Here is a 23,804-nt window from a genome sequence, read left to right on the forward strand (position 1 = left end):
TCAACCGTTAATTAATTCCGGATAAAGCGGGAATTTAGAGCAAAGCTCTTTTACTTCCGATTTAATTTTATTCAATTCTTCTTCGTTGTCGACGTTTTTAATCGCTCTGTCGATAAACGAAGCAATTATTTTCATTTCGTTTTCTTTCATACCGCGCGTTGTAACAGCCGGAGTGCCGATTCTTATACCGCTTGTTACAAACGGGCTTTTCGTATCGAAAGGAATCATATTTTTATTGACCGTCATTCCTGCGGCGCCCAAAGCATTCTCGGCTTTTTTACCGCTTATATTTTTGTTTGTTAAATCGATAAGCATAAGGTGATTGTCCGTACCGCCCGATACAACTTCGTATCCCAGAGCCATTAATTCCGACGCAAGAGTTTTTGCGTTAGTAATTACCTGTCTGGCATAAACTTCAAACGAATCCTGAAGAGCTTCGCCGAATGCGACGGCTTTTGCCATTATAACGTGCATGAGAGGACCGCCCTGAATTCCGGGCATTACCATACCGTCAAAAATTTCGGACATTAATTTAAGCCTGTCGCCTTTGACGGTTTTTATACCCATCGGATTTTCTTTGTCTTTTCCGATTAGAATCACTCCGCCTCTGGGACCTCTCAATGTTTTGTGCGTTGTGGATGTAACCACATCGCAGTAAGGCAGAGGATTATTCAATAAACCTTTTGCAATCAAGCCCGCCGGATGAGCCATGTCGCACATTAAAAATGCTCCTACTTTATCGGCGATCTCGCGGAACTTTTTATAATCCCAGTCGCGTGAATACGCGCTTGCCCCGGCGACGATAAGTTTCGGTTTCTCTTTTTTGGCTATATCTTCTATTAAATTATAATCGAGCAGTTTGGTTTCCTTGCTTAACGTATAAGAGACGGCATTATAAATTTGTCCCGAGAAATTCACAGGGGAACCGTGCGTAAGATGCCCGCCCTGGTCAAGACTCAGTCCGAGAATCTTGTCTCCCGGATTGAGCAGCGCCATAAAAACTGCCATGTTAGCCTGCGACCCGCTGTGAGGCTGAACGTTTACGTACTCCGCGCCGAACAACTTTTTCAATCTTTCGCGAGCCAGCTCCTCGGCCATATCGACGTACTCGCATCCGCCGTAATATCTTTTACCGGGATATCCTTCAGCATATTTATTGGTCAGCACAGAGCCCGTTGCGGCAAGCACAGCAAGACTGACAAAATTTTCAGACGCTATTAATTCGAGGTTGTCTACTTGTCTTCCGATTTCAAGATTCAATATTTTGGAAATTTCAGGGTCATTAGCCAGATAATTAAGCATAACTTTTTCCTGTAATTAATTTTTAACACACAAATATAAAGTTTTCCTTTCGGTTATTCTAACATTAATTTGCTTTGATAAAAAATGATAATTGCCGATAGGCAAAAAAAAAAGCCGTCCCCGTTTAAAGAGACGGCAATTAATCTTAATTACATTAAATTCTTACGGCACCTGGATAGACCTGTCGATCCAAGAATAGCAGGCTCCTTCGATTTTAATAGTATCGCCCGATTTAAGTTTTCTGAAGAAATAATCCTCTTTGGTAGGAACTGAATTTTGAAGCGCTTTAACTCGGTCTGCCGCTACGGTAGCATACTGTCCGCCGAGCGAGGCGGCTTTTCTGTAGGTATCAACTGCAAGTTGATAAACGCACTTAGCCATAAAATCATAATCGCAGGAACGCGCAGCCTGTTCGTACAACTGCGCTTCAATAAGATACGGATAGTCCCATTGAGGATCGATTTTCATTGCTTTCTGAAGATAAGTTCTGGCAACCGAAAGCTGGTCCAATCTTTTATAAATCAACGCGAGGTTGACGTAATTTTCCTTACCGTCGGGTTGCAGTTCAATGACTTTTTTGTAAGCGTTAATTGCTTTGTCGGTTCTGTCGAGCTTGTCGTATGCGCTTGCAAGCTGTTTCCAATAATTGATTACGTCGGGAGCTTTCTGAGTGAGAAATTCAAGCGGCTCTACGGCTTTTTCATAATCCTGAGCTCTCAAACAGGTGGAAGCATATTTCCATGCTTTTTCGAGATTTTCCTTGTCGAGATCCCACGATTTCTTTGTGATTTCGACTAATTCTTCGATATTCTCGGCAATCGATTCCAATTTTTGTATCCATAACGGATTATCGGGCTCGGCTTCGGATAATTTAGAATAGAGATCGAGCGCCTTTAACTTGTATCCGTTTTCTTCGGTTGCGTTTTTGATGTAGAGAATACCGAGTCTGTCTTTATAAAACGCAGGCAATTCCGGATCCTTGGCTAAAGCTTCTTCATAAACCGGAATAATTTTCTCTGCGGATTCATTAGCCCACACTTCCATTACATAAGCTTTACGCGCCAAATAATATCCCGCCAGATCGGGTTCATATTGTATCGCTTTGTCGTAGAAGTAAAGGATTGTGTCGGTAAGCGCTTTCTTTTCGTCGTCGGTAGCATTCGTACTGTCGTGCAAATACCAGAGCGTTTCTTCCATTTTAGGGAATATTTTGTATTTAATGAATTGCGATGGATCTTCATTGATAACTTTCCATCCGAAAGGAGCCGCGCTGACATAATCTTTATTCTTATGATACTCATAGAACAAAGAAAAGTTAGCCATCAATTGATTCTGGGCATATAATGAAGAAACGCCTAAAAGATAGGTCATTATCAGCAAATATTTTAAGTGTTTCAATTTGTAAATCCCCTAATTTGTTTTCAATTATCTGTCTTGTCTAATAAACCAGATTTCTCCGATACTCAAACTTACTGAAAATCTATAAATATTTTCGAGTAATAAATTATTATCTTTAGTTCCGCGACGGCCGTACTGGAACGCGAAGTCGAGCCTGTTTGCCATATCCAGCGGAATCGAGAAACCGGTATAAAATGAAATCTGGTTTATCCCCTTTCCGTTAATTTTATACTGAGATTCTTCATAGCTTAAACCGAAACGAAGCATTACCAGTTCCCAGAAACTGCTCGAACGGACGTCGGATTTCCTGTATTCGAAGCCGAGGCTATACTTATTTATGTCCTGCATCACATCGGATCTGATATTGTTATGAGTAAAATCGCCGAAGGACTGATGCAAATAATCAGCTATGAACCGGTAGTCGTCGTTCCATATAAACGAGAGACCCGCGCCGTAACGCGCCGGAATTTTTTCCGAAACGCTCCCGCTCGACGAAGTTACTGTTCCGATTACTGTTGTTGCATTGCTCGCGCTATCGACTTTAACATTGACAGAATTCGAATAAAAAGCGCCCAGCCTCAAATCGCTTATATCGTCCGATCCCAACAAACCGGATAAGTCCTGAGATATTGCGCCGATTGTCAATCCTGCCGCAATGTAACTGTACTCATCCGAAAAAGAGCCGTCTATTAAACCGTCGCCCGATGTAAATTCGATGGACGTCGTTCTCGAAATTTTTCCGTTATAATAATCGAGCGAAGCGCCCAGCGTTGCGCCGAACGGCATTTGATACGTTCCGCCTATCATCACTTTTGAAATTCCGCCCTTGCCTTCATAATCCGTAGTATATCCGCCGACTATCGACGAGTCGGTTACAACGCTCAGTTTGTAATCGACGTTAGAATACGGCACAATTCCGGCTACAAGACTAACGCCGTATTTTTGATATATCGGGAATCCGATCATGAAACCGGGTATGATCAAATCTGAATGATAAACCGACGAATTGTTTGAAGAAATGTTATTGCCGTGATAAACAACGCCCGTTTCGAAGCGGGTGAATTTGAGCGCCGACCATCCGGCGGGATTCATCGAACTGAGATAATCGAAATCCCTCAACGCAATTCCAAGCTCGCCAATCGACATCCTGCGGGCGTCGTAACTGAAATAGAGATCGCCTATACCGAAACGCGAATAAACCGATCCTCCGGATGCATGAGAGATATAAGGCAAAACCAGCGTTATTAAAAATCCGATTAATATCTTTTTCATAAAATTATCTGCTTTTTAAGTATGTTATTTTAAGTTTGGGACGATTGCCTTCGTTCACGGAACGCGCTCCGTAAATCCATATTGTAGCTAACGACTCTTTTTCGTCAGCCAGATACAATTCGAGCCCGTTATTGACGTACGAAGTATCCGAGACCCATTTTTGAACTATCCAGGCGATGTCTCCTTTGAATTTGTCGCCTTCCCTGGACAATATAGTAGTAATCGTGCTGTCGGAAGTGTAAGATTTCTCGACGCTGTCCGCCAATACTTTTACAATAATCGAATCGGATGCGGGCTCGCCGTCGACGGTTTTTAATTCGTCTACGTATAATTCCAATTCCGCTTTGTTAACAATTATGTTCTTAGGCAATTCTTTGAGGTCAAAATAGAGAAACCCTCTGTTAAACAATCCGCCCTGAAGCACAATGTCGTTATCCGAAACCACCGGCTCGCCTTTAATTGCATGAACATCCATATAAGGAAGAGCGGACAAAGTATCGGTAACTTCATTCCTGCCGTACATTATTGTCAAAGCCGGCAAATCGGTATCAGTAAAAAGCTGGTAAGCGTTAAATCCCACAATCCTTTGCGTATTTTGCGCGGGCTTTATCAGAATGCCGTAGTTTGGTTCGGCGGCGTTGGAATCCGCGCTAAACTTTATCCAATCGAGCACAACCGAAGGGTCTATCTTAAATGAAATCGAGGTGTCGTCGATCGTTTTTTCGTATGCAATATCCTGATAATCATATTGCAGAGAGTTCAGACTGTCGGTGTCGAAACCGGCTGTGCTCCACTCGCTTGTTATGCGATGTACCGTAAAGTCGAACGGCAGCGATTTGTCCCCCAAATAGTATTTCAGCTTGATGTAAATAGAAGCTTCGGAAATCGTCAGATTGTTATCCTGCGCAAGAGTGATAACCGAATCGGGGACCGAAAATTCATACCTCAATAATGCCTGGGCTTCGTATTTATCGTATTTTCCTACGAGTAGTTTACTCGATATTCCCAGTTGCAGATCTCGCTGAAAAGTATACGAATTTGTTTTTACATTAGCCGAGTCCGTATTGAAAAGATGAAATGAAAGAGTGGCGTCGTCTTTAATCAAATCGTATCCTACCGAGGCGGGATCCTGATTGCATGAAACCAACAAAATTCCGAATAACACCGGAAATATCAGTTTAATTTTTCTAATCAATTATTTTCCTCCGCAAAAGTTTGAGTAATAAATTTGTTGATTTCATAGAAATCGGCGGCTACAAAATTGGGCTTTTTGCCGTCATTAATCAAGTTTTCTATCTCATTGTCGTAAATATCATTCGCAATCAAGATTGTTTTAACGTTCGCATTAATTCCGGCTTCGATATCGCTCACTCTGTCGCCGATCATAAAAGATCTGGACAAATCAATGTCATGATCTTTAGCTGCTTGTAAAATCATAAACGGAGAAGGTTTCCGGCATTTTGATTTTTCCGGCGGGTCAAAATCGGGGTGATAGGGACAATAGTAAATATCATCAATTGCTACGCCGTTTTCTTCAAGTAAATCTTTAACTCTTTTATTAACAGCTTCAACCTCTTCAACTGTCATCAGTCCCTTTGCAACTCCGGCTTGATTCGAAATAATGATAAGTTTGAATCCGAATTTTTCTTTCAAATCCTTAAGATTTTCGGCGACTCCGTCGATCAAACGGACAATTTCAGGGTCTCGAATGTAACCGGGGTCGTGATTAATTGTCCCGTCTCTGTCCAGGAATAATGCTGGTCGCATTAATTAATCGGATAACTTTTTGTATAGTTCAACGTATTTTTTGGCGGAATTGAGCCAGCTGTAATCGCCTTTCATACCCGTTTTCATCAATTCCGTCCATAATTCTTTATTTTCATTATAAAGTTTGAGAGCTTTTTTGACTGCGCCGACCAAATCCGTAACGGTATATTTTTCAAAAAGGAAACCGTTGCCGGTCTTCGTTTTTTCGTCAAACTGAATAATTGTGTCTGCCAATCCGCCGGTTTTGTGTACTATCGGGACTGTGCCGTATTTAAGGCTGTACAATTGATTGAGACCGCACGGCTCGATTTTCGAAGGCATAAGGAACATATCGGAACCGGCTTCGATTAAATGCGCCAGGTCTTCGTCGAATCCGATAAAGCACGAAAATTTACCCGGATATTTCGCGGCCATTTCGCTGAAAAATTTCGTGTATTTCTTTTCGCCCGCGCCAAGCAATACCATTTTAATCTTCAGTTTCATCAACTGATTAAAAGCTTTCTGCAAAAGGTCCATCCCTTTTTCGTCGGTCAAACGCGATATCACGCCGATAATCGGAACGTCTTCTTCGTATTCAAAACCGAAATTTTCCGATAATGCTTTTTTATTGACTTTTTTATTGTCGAGTTTTTTAACCGAGTATTTTTGCGGAATCTTTGTGTCTTTTTCCGGGTCCCAAATCAATCTGTCAATACCGTTTAAAATTCCGAATAAATCTTTGCTTCTCTTTTTGAGATATTTTTGCAAACCTGCGCTGTAGATTTTAGCGGAGGTCAATTCTTTTGCGTACGTTTCGCTAACGGTATTAATTTTATCGGCGAATAAAATTCCGCCTTTAAGGAAATTGATTTTTTTATTGTGGAGCAATCCCTTTTCGGTTGCCAATTCATCGGGCAAATCCGTTTTTTCGAACGACGACAACGGAAATTCGCCCTGTTGAAATATATTGTGAATTGTTAGCAGTGTTCTTGTCGAAGAAAATTGCGGTTCGTCTTTGTAAATTGTTTTCATATAAACGGGCACCAGTCCGCTCTGCCAGTCGTTGCAATGAATAACGTCGGGAGTCCAACCGAGTTTAAGCATCAATTCGAATACGGCTTTGGTAAACAAAATAAACCGCTCGTCATTGTCGGGAAAATCTTCTCCTGTAATCGGATCGGCATAAAGGCTGTGGCGATTGCCGAAATATTCCGGATTATCGAGAAAATAAATTTGGACGCGCGCTTTCGGTCCAACTAAAAAGGAAGATCTCAGCGAAAATACGACTTCTTTTCCGGCTATATTAACCGGAATATCCTTTAATCTAACCACCTCGTGAATCTTGAATTTACGTTCGTCGATTGCTCCGTATTTGGGCAGTATGATTCGAACATCGTGACCCATTTCCTGTAAACGCTGCGGCAAAGCAGAAGATACGTCGGCTACTCCGCCTGTTTTTACAAATGGAACTGCTTCGGGGGTTACGAAAAGGATTTTAAACTTTGAAGGCATTTTGGTAAGATCCTTTGTTTTTTATTTTCGAAAAATACGAAATTTTATGCCCTTTAACAAAAAATTAGAAATAGACGACTTTATTCTCTATATTAATTCAAACAAAAAATCAGGTGTTTTTTGATGAAAATCCTCCTTAAAAATCCGGGTCAAATTGTAACCGTCAATACTGCGGGCAGAAACTTCAAAACCGGCAAGTCGATGAACGAACTCGAAATTCTTGAAGACCATTCCGTATATATCGAAAATGGAATAATCAAAGACATTTTGCCGAATTCGTCAGTAAATAAAGTAAAAGCCGATGAAGTAATCGACGCGAGCGATTTATTGGTCTTACCCGGATTCGTAGAATGTCACACACACAGCGCATTTGCGGGAAACCGTTCGAACGAATTCCTGATGCGGCTTTCCGGAAAATCTTACGAAGAGATTGCCGAAGAAGGCGGCGGAATTATTTCGACCGTTAATTCGGTCAGACAGGCTTCGTACGACGAACTGATACGGCTTCTGGCTCCCCGTATTAAGAAATTTATTTCACAGGGAGTTACGACTCTCGAAATCAAAAGCGGTTACGGATTGAGCTATTACGACGAGATCAAACTGTTACAGGTTATAAATTATTACAAAAAGAATTCTCCGATCGACATAATTCCCACATTCCTCGGCGCGCACACTTACCCGCCCGAATATAAAAACGATCACAGGGCATACTTGAAATTAATCGTAGAAGAACTTTTGCCTTATATCCGCAAAAACGATCTGGCGGAGTTTACGGATGTCTTTTGCGAAAAGACTGCATTCAGCCCGGAAGAAACCGATATGATTTTTACGAAAGCTAAAGAACTCGGATTTAAACTCAGACTTCACACAAATCAATTTCACAGTATCGGAGGTATCGAAGTTGCGCTCAAACATTCGGCGCTCTCGGTCGATCATCTGGAAGTAATTAACGAGGAAGAAATCGAAAAAATTGCAAAGTCCGATTTAACCGCTGTACTATTGCCGGGCGTATCGTTCTTCCTTGATTATAATTACGCGCCGGCAAGAAAATTAATCGACCTCAACGCCACAGTAGCGCTGTCGACCGATTTTAATCCGGGCAGCTCGCATATTGCAGATTTCCATCTTATGATGAGTCTGGCGGCATTAAAGATGAAGATGACGGCGGGCGAAATAATTTCAGCTGCGACAATAAACGCAGCCAAAGCCGTCGGAATGAATAAATTTCTCGGCAGTATTGAAATAGGTAAACAGGCAGACTTTGCCCTGATGAACGCAAAGGATATTTCGGAAATAATTTATAACATCGGAAATAATCTCAACGTAATGACAATTAAAAAAGGAAAAATAATTTACAAACGCGAAACGGAGTAATCATGAAAATAATCGAATGCGTTCCAAATTTCAGCGAAGGCAAAAACAAAGAAACATTCGAAGCAATTAAATCGGCAATCGATTCGACAGACGGCGTTAAATTGTTGAATCTCGAGCCGGACGCAGATTATAATCGCGTAGTCGTAACAATGGCAGGCAGCGACGAAGGGATATTGAACGGAGCCGTCAATGCAAGCTTGGCAGCCGCCGAACTTATCGATATGAGAAAACATAAAGGCGAACATCCGAGAATCGGAGCTATCGACGTTGTGCCGTTTATTCCGGTATCCGGCAGCTCTATGGATGAATGCGTCAAAATTTCGGAGATGTATGCTGAAATAATTTCCGCTAAATTAAACGTTCCTGTTTATCTCTACGAGAATTCTGCCCGTAAACCTGAAAGACAAAATCTTGCAAATATCCGGAAAGGAGAATACGAAGGACTGGAAGAAAAATTAAAGGATCCCGAATGGCAGCCGGATTACGGACCGGCGGTTTTTAATCCCAAATTAGGAGCCATCGTAACGGGAGCGCGTTTCTTCCTTATTGCATATAACGTCAATATCGATTCGACGGACTTAGCGTATGCAAAAGAAATTGCCGAAGTATTGAGAGAAAGCGGTTACCCCAAACGGGACGAAAATGGTAATGTTATCAAAAAAGACGGGAAGACCGTAAGGGTTCCCGGCAGTTTAAAATCGGTTAAAGGCATGGGCGTGGCTCTCGAAAAATTTAATCTTACTCAGGTTTCAATGAATCTTACAAACTATAACGTCACTCCGATTCACGTTGCATTCGAAGAAGTTAAAAAAGAAGCTGCACGATTGGGCGTCAAGGTAAAAGGAAGCGAAATTGTCGGTCTCGTGCCGAAAGAAGCGCTTTTAATGGCGGGCAGATTTTATACCGGCAACAAAACCGAAGACGAAAAAGAATTAATAACCGCCGCAGTCGAAAATCTCGGTTTGAACGCTTTAGCTCCTTTCAAACCCGAAGAAAAAATAATCGAATACATGATATAAAAAAGAAGGATTTAATATGGATATCAAAAAAACCGTAGAACAATACCTCAATGAAATTTCGTCGTCGTCTCCCACACCGGGCGGCGGAAATGTATCGGCATTTTGCGGAGCCCTGGCTTCGAGTCTCGGAATAATGGTATGCAATTTAACCATCGGCAAAAAAAAGTACGCTGACGTACAAACTGATATCGAAGAGGCAAAAGAAAAACTTCAGACATATCAAAAAAATTTTTTAATACTCGCAGAAAAAGACAACGAAGCTTTCAACAGAGTTATGGACGCTTTCAAGCTTCCGAAGGAAAATGAAGAACAGACGGAGACGCGTAAAAAAGCGATCCAAGACGCAACGCTCGAAGCCGCGGCAATACCGATGGAGGTTTTGAAAAACTGTTCGGCCGTTTTTATTCACATCAAAACCGTGGCTGAAAAAGGAAACAAGAACTCGATATCGGACGCGGGAGTTGCCGCTACGTTAATAGGAGCGGCGGCTAACGGCGCTTATTTGAATATATTGATCAATGCAAGTTCGCTAGAGAATAAAACAATTGCTCGCGAAATCCTGAAAAGCGCCGACGCGCTGATCGACGATATCAATCATAACGTTAAATTGACAACCAACATTATTAAAGACTCGCTTATTCAATGAAAAAAATATCGTTTCTTTTTTTTCTTTTTATATTAAAATTCGCATGCCCGGCTCAGCATGTTCTGCCGGGCATCGACGTATTAATCAAACACGATTTCGCCCAATTATCCGGTAAAAACGTCGGACTGATTACAAATCCCACGGGCGTCAACAAAGATTTAATTTCAACCGTCGATATTTTCCTGAATAGCGAAAAGATTAATCTGGTTGCCGTTTTTACTCCGGAACACGGATTGTACGGCACGAAAAGCGCAGGCGAATTGGTCGATTCCGAAAGCCACAAAAAAATTAAGGTTTATTCCCTCTACGGCGAGACCAAAAAGCCCACGCGGGAAATGTTGAAAGACATCGACGCGCTTGTATATGATATTCAGGATGTCGGGCTGCGGTCGTACACGTACATATCGACGCTCGGATTGGCAATGGAAGCCGCAGCCGAAAACAATAAGGAGTTCGTTATACTCGACCGCCCCAATCCATTCAACGGCATTAAAACTGAAGGCGCTCTACTGGATACGCTCTTCAAATCTTTCGTCGGTTTTTTTCCTATACCTTATATCTACGGACTGACGCCCGGCGAACTGGGGCGTTTTATCAACGGAGAAATCTTAAAGCCGAAAGGTAAAGAATGTAATCTGAAGGTAATTCCAATGGAAGGCTGGAACCGGGGAATGAGTTTTGAAGATACGGGATTACTGTGGACGCCTACCTCCAATCACGTGCCCGATTCTGAAACGCCCTATTACATGGCAGCCACGGGAATACTCGGCGAACTTAATGTAGTTTCGATCGGGGTGGGATACACGCTGCCCTTCAGAACAATAGCCGCCGGGTGGATCGACCCCGAATTGCTTGCGGCAAGGATGAACGCTCTCAATTTACGCGGCGTTAAATTTCGCCCTATTTCATACAAGCCGTATTACGGCAAATGGAAAGATACCGTTTTAAACGGAGTGCAAATATATATCACTGACAAAGACGCAGCCGAATTATTAAAAATACAATTCTATTTTATGGAAATTCACAATGAACTATATCCGGGAAAAAAACTTTTTTCACTCGCCGATTCTTCGCGAATAAAAATGTTCGACCTGGTGATGGGTACAGACAAAATTCGAAAAGCATTTACAAAAAATTACAAAGTAAACGACATAAAAGAATTACTAAACGAAGGGCTCGATAAATACAAAAAAGATATACGGAAATACCTTATCTACAAATAATTATTTACAATACAAATTCAGATCGCCCACAGGCCAGCGCGCTCTCAAATTCAATGTATCGGGATAATAATTGAATCTTTCGGCAAATTTGAACGGTTTAACGCTGCCGTATGAATAACCGCCGTCCCCGTCCTTGTCGACAAAAAGCCACATTATGTATTTACCGGGAAGCACTTTATTTACCTCAAACTTATTGGCATCCGTTTTTTTCAAATAGCTTTTTCCGGACTCAATACTTTTTAAAACAACATAAATATCCGAAGTATCGGAATTGCAGACGATATTGCCCGATACGGCGGAAAATTCAAGGTCGCTTGCGGTCGTAAAATTAACAGTCAGAACTGAATCGACAGTGTTGCCGGCTATATCGGTAATTTTACCGAGATCGATTTTCATTTCATATTCCGTCGCCTGACGAAGTCTCGATTTTACGATTATGTTAAAAGTTGCATCGTCTATCTTTTCGATCCTGTAAGAAAAAACGTTCCCTTTTTTATCGGAAAGAACCGCAATGCTGTCGGGTAAATTAAATCCTTCATCGAATTTGCATTTAACAACCGGATTTTCGTAATCGATTTTATTTTCCGGATAAGCTCCTTCAATACCGATAAATGCGGGGGCTGTTGTATCGGCTTGCGTGACGGGAGTAATCGGAATTATATCATACTTAGTCAAGTTTCCTTTCAAATCCGGTATATTTTCAGCGACAAGAAAAGTCCTTCCGTTTACGGGCAAAGTATCCTTCAGCGAAATATAAAATTGATTCTTCTTACCCCGCCCCTTATAAAAGAAGCGCGAATAATACTTTTTATTCGTCAGCGAATCGACCAGATAAAAATTACCGGAATTTATTTTTGAACTGTCGACGGCTTCGTTAAATTCTATTAAATATTTATATCTGTCAACGGCTCCGGCATTCGATAGTTTTGGCGGAATCGTGTCTCCCAGAGTCAACATAAAATCGAGATCGTTTACTTCGGTATTTTCGTCGCTTAAAATTACTCTTTTGTATTGAACGCCGTAATAATCGTCGTTAATCTGATATTTCAGATCGTTCAGTTTATCTTTAAGAGCGATAATTCTATATTCGCCGTTTCCCAAACCGAGCAGTGTGTATCGTCCGTTTTTGCCCACCTGGGAAATATAATCGGGTTCTTCAGCGGATATGTCGACCGTATCAGACGCGTCTTTGTAAGCCAGGATCATTACTCCCGAGGGGTCGTCGTCGTAAACTTTTCCGGCTACTTTCCCAATGTCGATCGTATTGCCCGTTGAAAAAGCAAAAGTAAACGGTTCGAGCATTTTATTCCCTTTATTGTAATCCTCCACTTCGGCGCCGATTGTAATTGTATAAGTTGTATTCCTCTTAAGCGTATCTCTAAGCTCGAGGCGTAAAGTTTTGCCGCTCCAGTCGTATTTAAAAGGATATTTCAAAGGCGGCGAAACAAAAATCGCGTTTCGTACGGAGTTTTTATTAATATATTCGCTGAATGTAATCTCAATAGTATTGTCATTAAAATTTGTAGCGCCGGAGGGAGGATAAACTTTTATTACAGACGGCGGCATAGTATCTTCAGGACCGCCGCCGGGCGGCAGTTGATTTGCGCAACTTTGCAATATCATCAACGTTATCATTAATATTAATTGTTTTGACTTCTTCGCCATCGTCTGTATTCCAGTACGTTCCGTTCGTGCTCTCTTTGCGTTGTAGCAAATTTATGCCCGCCGTTGCCGTCGGCGACAAAATAATAAAAATTATGTTTCTCCGGATAAAGAGCCGCCATTATAGCGTCTTTCCCGGGATTATTTATCGGTCCCGGCGGCAATCCCGGATGTTTATATGTGTTATATTCAGACTCAATCTCCAGATCTTTGTAATATACTTTTTTATTCCTTCTGTGACGAATCAAAAATTGAACAGTAGGATCGGCTTGCAGCAGCATTCCCCTCTTCAGGCGGTTATGATAAACGCCCGAAATAGTTTTGAATTCCGAGAAGTCGTTCGATTCAGCGTCGATAATCGAAGCGAGCGTAAGAATTTCATGTTTGTTCATTCCCAATTCTTTCATCCGCTTTTGAATTTCGGGATCGTCAAAAATCGAATCCATTTCCGATTTTAATTTTCTCAATACGGTTTCGGCGTCGCTGTCGGGATAAAAATAATAAGTTTCAGGAAGAAGATAGCCTTGCAGCGATTCGACATCTTCTCCGATTCCGAGCGAGCTGAGGAACGATCTGCTTTTGCTCAGTTCCATCACCTTTGCCGAATCGACGCCCAGTTCCCTTTTCAATAGCGACGCCAGGTCTTTCAACCAAATACCTTCCGGAATTGTTATCTTTACCTGTTCGACCGGACTGCCGTTGATAAAGAGTTCAATCAGGTCGAGATAGCTTAGTCCGTTCGGAATTTTATATTTACCCGCTTTAATTTTTTTGTCAGCGCCGTAGATAAAAGCCGCGGCTTTGATATTGAACTTTCCTTTTATCACCCCTTTCGAATAGAGAGAATCGACCACCTCGTTGAGAGTAGCGCCTCTCGGAATAACCAATTCAACCGGTTCATCCGAATCGAAATAATTAGGCGAGAAGAACGTAAAGACAAGTACCGAGAGCGTAAAAGCAAATACGGCTGCGATAAGATATAATTCGTTGTTCGAAAAGTATTTCTTCGGATTTATTTTTTGCATTACTCCGCGCCCGAGTATTCTTTAAAGAAAGGATTTTCCTTCAAACCGGGATAGGCATTAAAGTCGAAATTAAAACGATAACCGCCTTCGTAAAGTTTCATCCCTCTGTAGGCAATCATTGCGGCGTTATCGCCGCAAAATTCCAATGACGGGACAATAAATTTTATATTGAATCTATTCGCCGTTTCCGCCAAGGCATTCCTCAGATATTTGTTTGCGGCAACTCCTCCGACCAGAGAAAGCGATTTGGGATTAAATTCAGACAAAGCGATTTCCGTCTTCTCTACAAGCGCTCTTACGGCGGCGTCCTGAAATGATGCGGCTACCAACGGGATATCGTCCTCCGGCGCCTTCCCTGCGCCGCCGTATTTTTTTTCGAGAAACCTCAGCACAGCGGTTTTCAATCCGCTGAAAGAAAAATCGTATTTATTTTTGCAACGCGAAACCGGAAAATCGATCAATTCTTCTTTATACATTTCCGCATATTTTTGAATCAACGGTCCGCCGGGATAACCCAGACCGAGCATTTTCGAAACTTTGTCGAAAGCTTCGCCCGCAGCGTCGTCGACTGTAGTTCCGAGTTTTATAATTTCGTAATCGTTATTTACCAACAACAACAAAGTATGTCCGCCCGAGACCACAAGGCAGAGGTAAGGAAACTCGGGTTTCTCTTCCATCAGGAACCCCGAAAATATATGACCCTCGATATGATTGACAGGAATAAACGTTTTACCAAGCGAATACGCCAATCCTTTCCCGAAATTAAGTCCGACCAAAAGAGCTCCAATCAATCCTGGCCCCGCGGTTGCGGTTATTACATCCATATCATCGAGCTTCAAGCCTGTTTTATCGAGAGCTTTTTTGATCAATGGCATTATAATTTGCAAATGCGCGCGGCTCGAGAGTTCGGGCACAACGCCGCCGTAATCGGTATGAAAATCTTGCGACGAAATTAGATTAGCCGTTAATTTCCCGTCTGTTATAACTGCAACTGAAGTTTCGTCGCACGACGTTTCAATACCCAATACATTCATTTCGATACCGTATTTGGCATAAAAATACTCTTTGTTATATACCATGCCACCGTCGGATTTTCCTGCAGGCGTCTGATTGAATAGTTATACCAGTGTTTGCCGAACGGCACGTAAATTCTAATAGCGTCGCCGTTTGAATTTATTCTGTCTCTCAATTTTTCTTTAACTCCGTAGAGCATCTGAAATTCGTATTTGTCTTTGCCTAGATTTTTCTCTTTAATCATCTCATAAGCTTTATTTACCAGGAAATCGTCGTGAGTGGCAATGCCAACGTAGTTCCCGTTGTCGAGCAGATACTCGAGTATTCTCAAAAAGTTTTTACGGATTTCCTCTTTCCCTTTGTAAGCGATTTCCTCCGGCTCAATATAAATTCCTTTGCACAGCCGGTAATTGGCGTCTTTCATCTCCGGATGTTTAATGTCTTCCATAGTCCTTTTTAGATAAGCCTGAATAACGATGCCTACGTTTGAATATTTTTCTTTTAATTTTCTGTAGACGTAAAAAGTGTCGTCCGTGGTGGAAGAATCTTCCATGTCGATTCTTACGAAATTGTTGTAAAGTTTTGCCCTCTCGGCTAATTCGGCAATTTGTTCGTAACAAAATTCCCTGTCGATATTCAGTCCCATTTGAGTTGGTTTAACGGAGATATTCGATTTCAATTTGTGTTTTTCGATGGCGTCCAGAACTTCTAGATATTCTTTTTTTGCCTGAACGGATTCTTCTTTATTTGTAACCGATTCACCGAGAACGTCCATAGTTGCAATAATCCCTTTGGAGTTGAGTTCTTTAACAACTCTTACTCCGTCCACTAAAGATTCGCCGGCGATATAGCGATTTGCAAATTTGCGCACTACTGCTTTTGGCAGCAGCTTCACAAATTCTACAATTGCACGATTGATGGGATTCACTTTTTCACCTTTATGATTGTGTCATTGAAATCAGCTTAAGTACAAAATCCAATTTTTTTTGTAATTCTTCAATTGTCGAATTGTTCTCAATCACAAAATCGGCTCTCTTTTTCTTCTGCTCGTCCTTCATTTGATTTTCCATCCGTATGATTGCTTCATCTTTCGACATTCCTCTTTTCATCGCTCTTTCGATTCGTAATTTTTCCGGTGAATAAATCAGGATTACAAAGTCGAACAGATCTTCCATACCGGCTTCGTACAAAAGCGCCGATTCGACAAATACAATATCATGTTTGCCGAAATATTTTTCAGCCAAATCAAGAGTGGCTTCGATTGTAGGCGGATGCACAATCGAATTAACTTTAGACAACAATTCCTGCGAGTTGAAAATCTTTTCGGCAAGCAGTTCTTTGTTTAATTCACCGTTAATATAAATTTCGTTTCCGAAGAGTCGAATCAATTCATTTTTAATCGAAGGATCGTTTTTCATTAAATCTTTGGCGAGAGCGTCGGAGAGAATAACGGGAAAGCCTTTCGATTCAAAATATTTTCCGGCTGCCGACTTGCCGGCGCCGAGTCCCCCGGTTATGCCAATCAGTAATTTTTCTTTCACAAGAATTCCGGTAATAACTGAAACAATAAAGGCTGCCTTATAATCTCATTGCGCAGATTATAAAGCAGCCGTTGAATTTATTTTGCGTATGCTATTTTTCTTACTTCTCTAATGACAGTCACTTTTATCTGTCCCGGATATTCCATTTCGTCCTGAATTTTCTGGGCAATTTCGTAAGAAAGTCTGTCGGCAAGAGTATCGTCGACGTGGTCGGGTTCTACAACCACTCTCACTTCTCTGCCCGCCTGGATAGCATAAGTTTTGGCGACGCCTTCGAACGATTTTGCAAGGGCTTCGAGGTTTTCAAGACGTTTGACGTAGCTTTCGAGAGGTTCTCTTCTGGCTCCCGGACGCGCGCCGCTGATTGCATCTGCGGCTTGCACCAAAGCAGCTATCGGATGTTCCATTTCGATATCTTCATGGTGACTGCCGACGGCATTAACAACAATCGGATGCTCCCGGTATTTTTTGGTAAGTTCGTATCCGAGAAGAGCATGAGGACCTTCGACGTCGCGATCGATCGTTTTGCCGATATCATGGAGCAATCCTGCGCGTTTTGCCAGATTTACGTCGAAACCGAGTTCCGCAGCCATTATGCCGGTCAAATAAGCCACCTCGATGCTGTGCTGCAGCAAGTTCTGACCGTAACTGGAACGATATTTCATTTTGCCGACGTGCTTAACGAGCTCGGGATGCAAGCCGTGCAGTCCGAGCTGAATAAGCGTATTTTCGCCTTCTTTCTGGATTTCCTCGTCGAGTTCCTGCTCCACTTTGGCGACCACTTCTTCAATGCGCGCCGGATGAATCCTGCCGTCGGCAATAAGACGTTCAAGCGCAATACGAGCCACTTCGCGTCTGAACTGGTCGAAAGCGGATAATATGACTGCTTCCGGAGTATCGTCTACAATTACGTCGACTCCGGTAGCGGCTTCGAAGGCTCGAATGTTTCGTCCTTCGCGACCGATAATACGTCCTTTCATTTCGTCGTTCTGAATTTGAACGACCGAGACCGTCGATTCGACCGAGTGGTCGACGGCAGTCCTTTGAATAGCCTGAATAACAATTTTCTGAGCTTCCTTTTTGGCTTCCACTTTTGCATGGTCTCGGATTTCTTTAATCATCTGAGCCGCGTCGGCTTTGGCTTTGCTTATCATATTTTCCATCAACATTTTCTTAGCCTCTTCCGACGTGAGACCTGCGATTTTTTCGAGTCTTGAATTCTGCTCGACCAATAAACGCGAAAGCTCTTCCTGTTTTTTTTCGATTTCTTCTTTTTGAAGCTGAAGTTGTTTTTCTAAATCCTTTAAAGCCTTTTCTCTTTGATTAACGACGTCGTATTTTTTTTCGAGATTATCTTCCCGGGATTCGAGTTGTTTTTCGTAATTCTGAAGTTTCTGTCTTTTAGTATTAACTTCGTTGTCGAACTCTTGTTTCTTTTTTAACCACTCGTCTTTAACCTCGAGAAGTTTTTCTCTTTTTATATGCTTGGCTTCTTTTTCAGCTTCTTCGACGATTTTTTGAGCTTGTTCTTTTGCAAGTGCAATATTGTTCTTGCCGATTTTTGAATTGACGAACCAACCGAGCAAGAAAGCTGCCACAAATACTATTGCACCAACTAACACCATGTACAACTCCAATTGCATAATACCTCCATAAATAAGAATATAATAGACCGCAGGAGCCGGCGTTGCTTTATAGGAAAAGAACCCTTTCCTAAGCAATGCGGGAAATTGCCCGACGCTTTTTACTTCCACTGTCCCGTCCTAAGACGAGATCCCGGCCGAAACCGGGCGAGGCCTGTAATACACGCCGTGAGTCAATAACCCTTTTAGTTATTATTTGTTAGTTCTTTTTTATAAATCCACCGGCTCTGCGGAAAAACCTTGGATTATGATGGCGAGGATATAAAATTGGACTCGTCTAAAAGAAGCTTTATTTTCTTAATTTTATCGGTAGCCTGGATACTGAATTCCCGGAATTTATTCCTTTCTACGAATAAATCGTAAGCGATATTTAAAGCTGCAATAATTGCTATCGTATCCTTCGGTTGATCGGGCAGTTCTTCCTGCGTTTCTTCCATCATTCTGTTGACATACTCTGCCAGTTCAGCTGCTACTTCCTGATTTTCTACTAAAAGAGAATATTCTTTATCAAATATTTTTACTTTAAGCTTCTTTTTTTCGGCCATTTTATATCGTTTCCATCATCATGCATTATTTTTAAGAACGCAAATGATAGTCAATCCTTTCTATCAATTCGCTTATTTTATTTTTTAATGCTTCCCTTTCCTCCTTGTTTCCACTTACAATTAAATGAGACTCGTTTTCTGAAATTTTACTCAACTTGCTTTCAATATCGGAAATTTTTTTCTTTAATTCACTATTTTCTCTTTCGAGAAGATTTATTTTTTCGTTTAACAACTTATTGGCTTCTACGAGTTCCTGACCTTTTTGCAAAAAATAGTAAATTTCTTTTTCGAGCGATCCCAGCTCCTCGAGAAACATATCGTATTTGTTTAAGTCGGGCATCAACTGCCTCTTAATTTGGCATTAAATTTTTCTTCTACTGCTTTTATGGCTCGCCGGAACTCTTTGTCCACTTCTTCTTCTTTCAACGTCCTGCTCTTATCGTAATATTCAAGCCTGAAAGCAAGACTCTTTTTATTCATACCTAAACTTTCGCTTTGAAAAATATCAAATAACTTAATATGATGCAACAAGTTACTGCTTGCATTCCTTATAACTTTAATTACTTCGCCCGCTTCAATCTCTCTGTCGAGTATGAACGCGAAATCCCTGTATACTTTCGGGAACTTCAACAATTCCTTGAATTCAGGCGCTCCGCGTTCAACCGATTTAATATTGTCGAGGTCGAAAACTGCGACAAATACGTCCTGCTCAATTTCGAAAGGTTTCAGCAATTCGTCGTTCAATTTGCCGGCGCGTACAATTACAGCTTCGTCAATAAGCATTTCCATACCGTATTCGAATTTATCCGAATCGATACGTTTGATTTCATATTCGACGCCGGGTAAATATTTATTCAGAAACGCCGCAGCAAATCCTTTGAGGTCGAAGAAATCGAATTTTCTTTCTTTTTCGTACCATTCGTCTTCAATAGCGTTTCCCGTCAATCCTATTATCAAATGCTCGCTCTCTTTGAAGTCATCGAAAGAATTAATTTCATCGTTGATTCTTTCGAACACTTTTCCGATTTCAAAAAGCTGGAGATTTTTTTCGTTCACTTTGATGTTATTCGAAATAGCCTGCAGCATGCCGGGAATCAACGAGGGTCGCAAATGAGACATCTCCGCGCTTTGCGGATTCAATACGCCGAGCGGATTGCCGTATTCTTTTGCAAGTTCTTCTCTGAGAAGAGAATTTGTCAGTATTTCATAGAAACCGAGGGCGTTTAAAATATTTCTGATTCTGTCGTTGTTTTCCGACTGATCGACTTTTTCTTCGAGAGTAACCGAAATTTTCTCTACTTCGGGTATTTTATCGTAGCCGTAAATTCTGGCTACTTCTTCGATCAAATCGATTTCCCTTTCGATGTCGTGTCTGTAAGAGGGGACTTCCAGATTCACTGATTCGTCCGATTCGTTCACTCCGAAACCAAGATTTACAAATATTTTTTTGACTGTTTCTTTATCGACGTCGTAACCGAGTATTCTTTTAATTCTTGCGTATCTTAATTCGACATTTTTTGTGGGAAACGGTTTGGGATAGGCGTCGATTTCGGATTTGCATACATTGCCGCCCGTAGTCATAGCAATCAACTGAGCAGCGCGCTTTGCCGCCCAAACGGTAATGTTATAGTCGGCTCCTCGTTCAAACCGGTACGACGCGTCAGTCTGCAGTCCCAGTCTTTTTGCCGTTTTTCTTACGGATGAGGGATTAAAGAAAGCGCTTTCGATCAAAATGTTTTTTGTTTCAGGAGTCACTTCCGAATTTTCGCCTCCCATAACGCCTGCAATTGCAACGGATCTTTCCGCATCGCAAATCATCAAATCCGTTTCCGAAAGTATTCTTTCTTTAGAATCGAGCGTTACAAATTTTTCGCCTTCGCGAGCTTTTTTAACCACGATTTTTTTGCCTGCCAATTTATCGAGGTCGAACGCGTGAAGAGGCTGCCCGACTTCGTACAAAACAAAATTCGTTACGTCCACAACGTTATTGATCGGGCGCAGTCCGATACTTTCGATTCTTCTTTTCAGCCACTCCGGCGATTCTTTTATTTCAACATTCAAAACAACTTTTGCAACGTAGCGCGGACAATTTTCAGCGTCGATAATTTCTACCGAAGCATATTCAGATGACTGCCCGTCGGTTTCATCCAATTTAATTTCGGGCATATTTAATTTCCTGTCGAATAATGCCGCCAAATCCCTTGCAATTCCGATATGGCTCAGTGCGTCCGCCCGGTTGGGAGTAATCGCTATATCTAAAACAACGTCGTCCAGATTCATTACTTTCGAAAAAGGCGTTCCCGGCTCGAGCGAAGAATCGAGCACCATAATGCCTTCGTGATTGTCGCTTATTTCAAGTTCTTTTTCCGAGCAGATCATCCCCTCGGAGACTTCGCCGCGTAATTTCACTTTTTCGATCTTTAATCCGTTTGAAGGAATGACGGCGCCTATTTTTGCAAACGGCACTTTTTGTCCTTCGGCTACATTAGGCGCGCCGCAAACCACGCTGTAATCTCGGCTGCCGTCGTTTACGATACAGAGCGAAAGTTTGTCGGCATTCGGATGTTTTCTTCTTTCTTTAACATAGCCGACGACAATATTATCATAAATTTTAGCCTGATCGATTACTTCATCAACTTCAAGTCCGGCATAAGTAAGTTTATCGACAATCTGTTCAACATTAATATCCCGGAGGTCGATATAATCTTTAAGCCAGTTAAGAGAAACTTTCATTTAATCACCCTGATTAGAATTGATTTAAAAAGCGTAAATCGCTGTCGAATAAAATTCTTATATCGTCGATGCCGTATTTTCTCATGGCGGTTCTTTCGATGCCCATGCCGAAAGCATAGCCGACGTATTCTTCGGGATCGATGCCTACATTTTTCAAAACATTCGGGTCGACCATGCCGCAGCCTAAAACCTCGAGCCATCTGCCTTCTTTTCCTTTAGGCTGCCACCAGACGTCCATTTCGGCGCTCGGCTCGGTAAACGGGAAAAAGCTTGTTCTGAATCTGTATTTAACGTCGTGTCCGAAATACTGTTTAATGAAAGAAACGAGTGTGCCTTTCAATTCTGCAAATGTAACGTCTTTATCTACATAGAGACCTTCGACCTGATGAAACAGACAATAGCTCTTGGCGCTTATAGCCTCGTTTCTGAAAACTTTACCCGGCATAATCGCCCTTATCGGCGGTTTCTTTTGACTCATCAATCGGATTTGTACCGGGGATGTATGAGTACGCAGGAGGAATTTATCGTTAATAAAAAAAGTATCCTGCATATCGCGCGCGGGATGGTCTTCCGGAAAATTGAGCGCTTCGAAATTATTATAATCCGACTCTACTTCGGGTCCTTCGTAAACCGAGAAACCGAGCCCTTTGAAAATCGATTTGATTTCGTCGAGAGTTTGCGTAATCAAGTGCTTGCTGCCGATTTGTCTTTCCCTGCCGGGCAATGTAACGTCAACGAAACTTTCCGATTTCTTTTTTTGCGCTTCGAGCCTTTCTTTAAGCTCTTCGAATACAGACTGCGTATAAGTTTTTAATTCGTTGAGAATTTTGCCTACGTTTCTTTTTTCATCGGGCGAAAGTTTTTTGAATTCCTCGAAGAAATTCTGGATAATTCCTTTGCGGCTGAGAAATTTAAGGCGCAGTTCTTCGAGGGATTTGAGGTCGTGGACTTTTGAGACGAGCGAGTCGAATTCTTTTCTGGCTTCAGTAATTTTATCGATCATTGCCTTACCTGAGAATTTAAAAAAATTCCCTTCCGTATCGTAAAATTCGATACGAAAGGGAGGGTAAAATTAATTAATCGCGAATTTAACTATTTCTGAAAAAGCCTGCGGATTTTCCACAGCCAGATTAGCTAACACTTTGCGATTGATAAGAATTCCTTTTTTGTTCAACGCATCTATCAGTCGCGAATAAGTAGTACCGTTTTGACGAGCTGCGGCATTAATACGAACTATCCAGAGCGAACGGAATTCTCTCTTTTTGGCTTTACGATCTCTGTAAGCATATTGCAGACCTTTTTCGACATGGTGCTTTGCGACAGTATAAACTTTACTGCGCGCACCCCAGTAACCTTTGGCCAACTTAAGAATCTTCTTACGTCTTTGTTTCGACGCAACGTGATTTACTGAGCGTGGCATTTCTTTTCCTCTCCTATTGTTGTATCAAAACTTTAATTCGTTTTGAATCGGCTTTCGAAACCAAAGTCGATTTACGCAAATTTCTTTTTCTTTTTCTCGACTTGGAAGTAAGAATATGAGACTTATAAGCTTTGTTGCGTTTGATTTTACCGCTGCCAGTAACTCTGAAAGTTTTAGCGGCTCCTCGATTACTTTTCATTTTTGGCATCTTGTCACCTATCTATTTTTTCTTTTTCCCTTTTTGCGGTGCTAATATGGCATGCATCGCTCTGCCTTCAAACTTGGGTTCCTGCTCAACTTTTGCCACGTCGGACAATTTATCGATAAATTTTCTCAGGAGTTCCTCGCCAATTTCCGTATAAGCCAGTTCACGACCTTTGAAAATAACCGACACTTTAACTTTGTTGCCGTCTTCAATAAATTTAACCGCGTGACGCGCTTTGAACTCGAAATCGTGAGTATCCGTATTCGGATGCAGACGGATTTCTTTTAAAACTGTAACCTGTTGTTTTTTCTTTTGCATTTTTTCGCGTTTTTGCTGCTCGTAAACAAACTTGCCATAATCAATTATTTTACATACAGGCGGTTTAGCCTGCGGAGCAATTTCAACCAAATCCATTCCAGCTTCACGAGCTCTGTTTAATGCTTCTTTGACGGAAACGATTCCGACTTGTTCGCCTTTTTCATCAATTAAACGAATTTCGGGAGCTCTGATTTCTTCGTTCACCC

Annotated in this window: 23 protein-coding genes; 4 read left to right on the top strand and 19 right to left on the bottom strand. The window is 41.7% G+C overall.

Going from position 1 to position 23,804, the window contains the following annotated elements:
* The 6 genes from glyA to glgA all read right to left on the bottom strand — a co-directional run bounded on the left by glyA (position 1) and on the right by glgA (position 7,230).
* On the bottom strand, positions 1-1,302 hold the full coding sequence (gene glyA / locus ACSSWA_RS03090; protein WP_437355120.1) for a serine hydroxymethyltransferase: 1,302 nt from the start codon (positions 1,300-1,302) through the stop codon (positions 1-3).
* Positions 1,303-1,464: 162 nt separating this feature from the next.
* Positions 1,465-2,700, bottom strand: coding sequence for a tetratricopeptide repeat protein (locus tag ACSSWA_RS03095; protein ID WP_437355121.1), 1,236 nt, complete (start codon positions 2,698-2,700; stop codon positions 1,465-1,467).
* A 27-nt stretch (positions 2,701-2,727) separates the two neighbouring features.
* Positions 2,728-3,972 (bottom strand): hypothetical protein, encoded by a 1,245-nt coding sequence (locus ACSSWA_RS03100; protein ID WP_437355122.1) that lies wholly within the window; start codon positions 3,970-3,972, stop codon positions 2,728-2,730.
* Between the two features lie 4 nt (positions 3,973-3,976).
* A complete protein-coding gene (locus tag ACSSWA_RS03105) occupies positions 3,977-5,167 on the bottom strand; it encodes a DNRLRE domain-containing protein (RefSeq protein ID WP_437355123.1) in 1,191 nt (396 codons plus the stop codon).
* Entirely contained in the window at positions 5,164-5,739 is a 576-nt protein-coding gene (locus tag ACSSWA_RS03110) for a D-glycero-alpha-D-manno-heptose-1,7-bisphosphate 7-phosphatase (RefSeq protein WP_437355124.1), read from the bottom strand. Before ACSSWA_RS03110 ends, ACSSWA_RS03105 begins: the two co-directional genes overlap by 4 nt.
* 3 nt (positions 5,740-5,742) lie before the next feature.
* Complete coding sequence (glgA, locus tag ACSSWA_RS03115) at positions 5,743-7,230, bottom strand: glycogen synthase GlgA (RefSeq protein WP_437355125.1); 1,488 nt, start codon at positions 7,228-7,230, stop codon at positions 5,743-5,745.
* A gap of 123 nt (positions 7,231-7,353) precedes the next feature.
* On the opposite strand from glgA, the gene hutI reads away from it, so the two are divergent.
* The 4 genes from hutI to ACSSWA_RS03135 are packed head-to-tail and all read left to right on the top strand — an operon-like array spanning position 7,354 to position 11,492.
* Positions 7,354-8,604 (top strand): imidazolonepropionase, encoded by a 1,251-nt coding sequence (gene hutI, locus ACSSWA_RS03120; RefSeq protein WP_437355126.1) that lies wholly within the window; start codon positions 7,354-7,356, stop codon positions 8,602-8,604.
* A gap of 2 nt (positions 8,605-8,606) precedes the next feature.
* Positions 8,607-9,623: a glutamate formimidoyltransferase gene (gene ftcD / locus ACSSWA_RS03125; protein WP_437355127.1), complete on the top strand. Its 1,017-nt coding sequence runs from the start codon at positions 8,607-8,609 to the stop codon at positions 9,621-9,623.
* Positions 9,624-9,639: 16 nt separating this feature from the next.
* Positions 9,640-10,269 (top strand): cyclodeaminase/cyclohydrolase family protein, encoded by a 630-nt coding sequence (locus tag ACSSWA_RS03130; protein ID WP_437355128.1) that lies wholly within the window; start codon positions 9,640-9,642, stop codon positions 10,267-10,269.
* Positions 10,266-11,492, top strand: a complete 1,227-nt coding sequence (locus tag ACSSWA_RS03135; protein WP_437355129.1) for an exo-beta-N-acetylmuramidase NamZ family protein — start codon at positions 10,266-10,268, stop codon at positions 11,490-11,492. The genes ACSSWA_RS03130 and ACSSWA_RS03135 overlap by 4 nt, the downstream gene beginning before the upstream one ends.
* On the opposite strand, the gene ACSSWA_RS03140 is transcribed toward ACSSWA_RS03135, so the two are convergent.
* The 13 genes from ACSSWA_RS03140 to infC all read right to left on the bottom strand — a co-directional run bounded on the left by ACSSWA_RS03140 (position 11,493) and on the right by infC (position 23,802).
* Positions 11,493-13,157 (bottom strand): Ig-like domain-containing protein, encoded by a 1,665-nt coding sequence (locus tag ACSSWA_RS03140; RefSeq protein ID WP_437355130.1) that lies wholly within the window; start codon positions 13,155-13,157, stop codon positions 11,493-11,495.
* Positions 13,133-14,179, bottom strand: coding sequence for an endolytic transglycosylase MltG (mltG, locus tag ACSSWA_RS03145; RefSeq protein ID WP_437355131.1), 1,047 nt, complete (start codon positions 14,177-14,179; stop codon positions 13,133-13,135). Before mltG ends, ACSSWA_RS03140 begins: the two co-directional genes overlap by 25 nt.
* Positions 14,179-15,258, bottom strand: coding sequence for a tRNA (adenosine(37)-N6)-threonylcarbamoyltransferase complex transferase subunit TsaD (gene tsaD / locus ACSSWA_RS03150; RefSeq protein WP_437355132.1), 1,080 nt, complete (start codon positions 15,256-15,258; stop codon positions 14,179-14,181). Before tsaD ends, mltG begins: the two co-directional genes overlap by 1 nt.
* Positions 15,210-16,121 (bottom strand): proline dehydrogenase family protein, encoded by a 912-nt coding sequence (locus ACSSWA_RS03155; protein WP_437355133.1) that lies wholly within the window; start codon positions 16,119-16,121, stop codon positions 15,210-15,212. The genes tsaD and ACSSWA_RS03155 overlap by 49 nt, the downstream gene beginning before the upstream one ends.
* A gap of 10 nt (positions 16,122-16,131) precedes the next feature.
* On the bottom strand, positions 16,132-16,734 hold the full coding sequence (gene coaE / locus ACSSWA_RS03160) for a dephospho-CoA kinase (RefSeq protein ID WP_437355134.1): 603 nt from the start codon (positions 16,732-16,734) through the stop codon (positions 16,132-16,134).
* A 77-nt stretch (positions 16,735-16,811) separates the two neighbouring features.
* A complete protein-coding gene (gene rny / locus ACSSWA_RS03165; protein WP_437355135.1) occupies positions 16,812-18,359 on the bottom strand; it encodes a ribonuclease Y in 1,548 nt (515 codons plus the stop codon).
* Positions 18,360-18,622: 263 nt separating this feature from the next.
* On the bottom strand, positions 18,623-18,922 hold the full coding sequence (gene zapA, locus ACSSWA_RS03170) for a cell division protein ZapA (RefSeq protein ID WP_437355136.1): 300 nt from the start codon (positions 18,920-18,922) through the stop codon (positions 18,623-18,625).
* Between the two features lie 31 nt (positions 18,923-18,953).
* Positions 18,954-19,262 carry a hypothetical protein gene (locus tag ACSSWA_RS03175; RefSeq protein WP_437355137.1) on the bottom strand — a complete coding sequence of 103 codons (309 nt, stop codon included), beginning with the start codon at positions 19,260-19,262 and terminating at the stop codon, positions 18,954-18,956.
* Positions 19,262-21,655: a phenylalanine--tRNA ligase subunit beta gene (pheT, locus tag ACSSWA_RS03180; RefSeq protein WP_437355138.1), complete on the bottom strand. Its 2,394-nt coding sequence runs from the start codon at positions 21,653-21,655 to the stop codon at positions 19,262-19,264. The genes ACSSWA_RS03175 and pheT overlap by 1 nt, the downstream gene beginning before the upstream one ends.
* A gap of 13 nt (positions 21,656-21,668) precedes the next feature.
* Positions 21,669-22,658 (bottom strand): phenylalanine--tRNA ligase subunit alpha, encoded by a 990-nt coding sequence (gene pheS / locus ACSSWA_RS03185; protein WP_437355139.1) that lies wholly within the window; start codon positions 22,656-22,658, stop codon positions 21,669-21,671.
* A gap of 69 nt (positions 22,659-22,727) precedes the next feature.
* Complete coding sequence (gene rplT / locus ACSSWA_RS03190) at positions 22,728-23,075, bottom strand: 50S ribosomal protein L20 (RefSeq protein ID WP_014854749.1); 348 nt, start codon at positions 23,073-23,075, stop codon at positions 22,728-22,730.
* Between the two features lie 13 nt (positions 23,076-23,088).
* Positions 23,089-23,283 (bottom strand): 50S ribosomal protein L35, encoded by a 195-nt coding sequence (rpmI, locus tag ACSSWA_RS03195; protein WP_014854750.1) that lies wholly within the window; start codon positions 23,281-23,283, stop codon positions 23,089-23,091.
* Positions 23,284-23,295: 12 nt separating this feature from the next.
* A complete protein-coding gene (gene infC / locus ACSSWA_RS03200) occupies positions 23,296-23,802 on the bottom strand; it encodes a translation initiation factor IF-3 (protein WP_437355140.1) in 507 nt (168 codons plus the stop codon).
* Between the last annotated feature and the right edge of the window lie 2 nt (positions 23,803-23,804).

The sequence above is a fragment of the Melioribacter sp. Ez-97 genome (assembly GCF_051488665.1).
Classification (GTDB): Bacteria; Bacteroidota; Ignavibacteria; order Ignavibacteriales; family Melioribacteraceae; genus Melioribacter.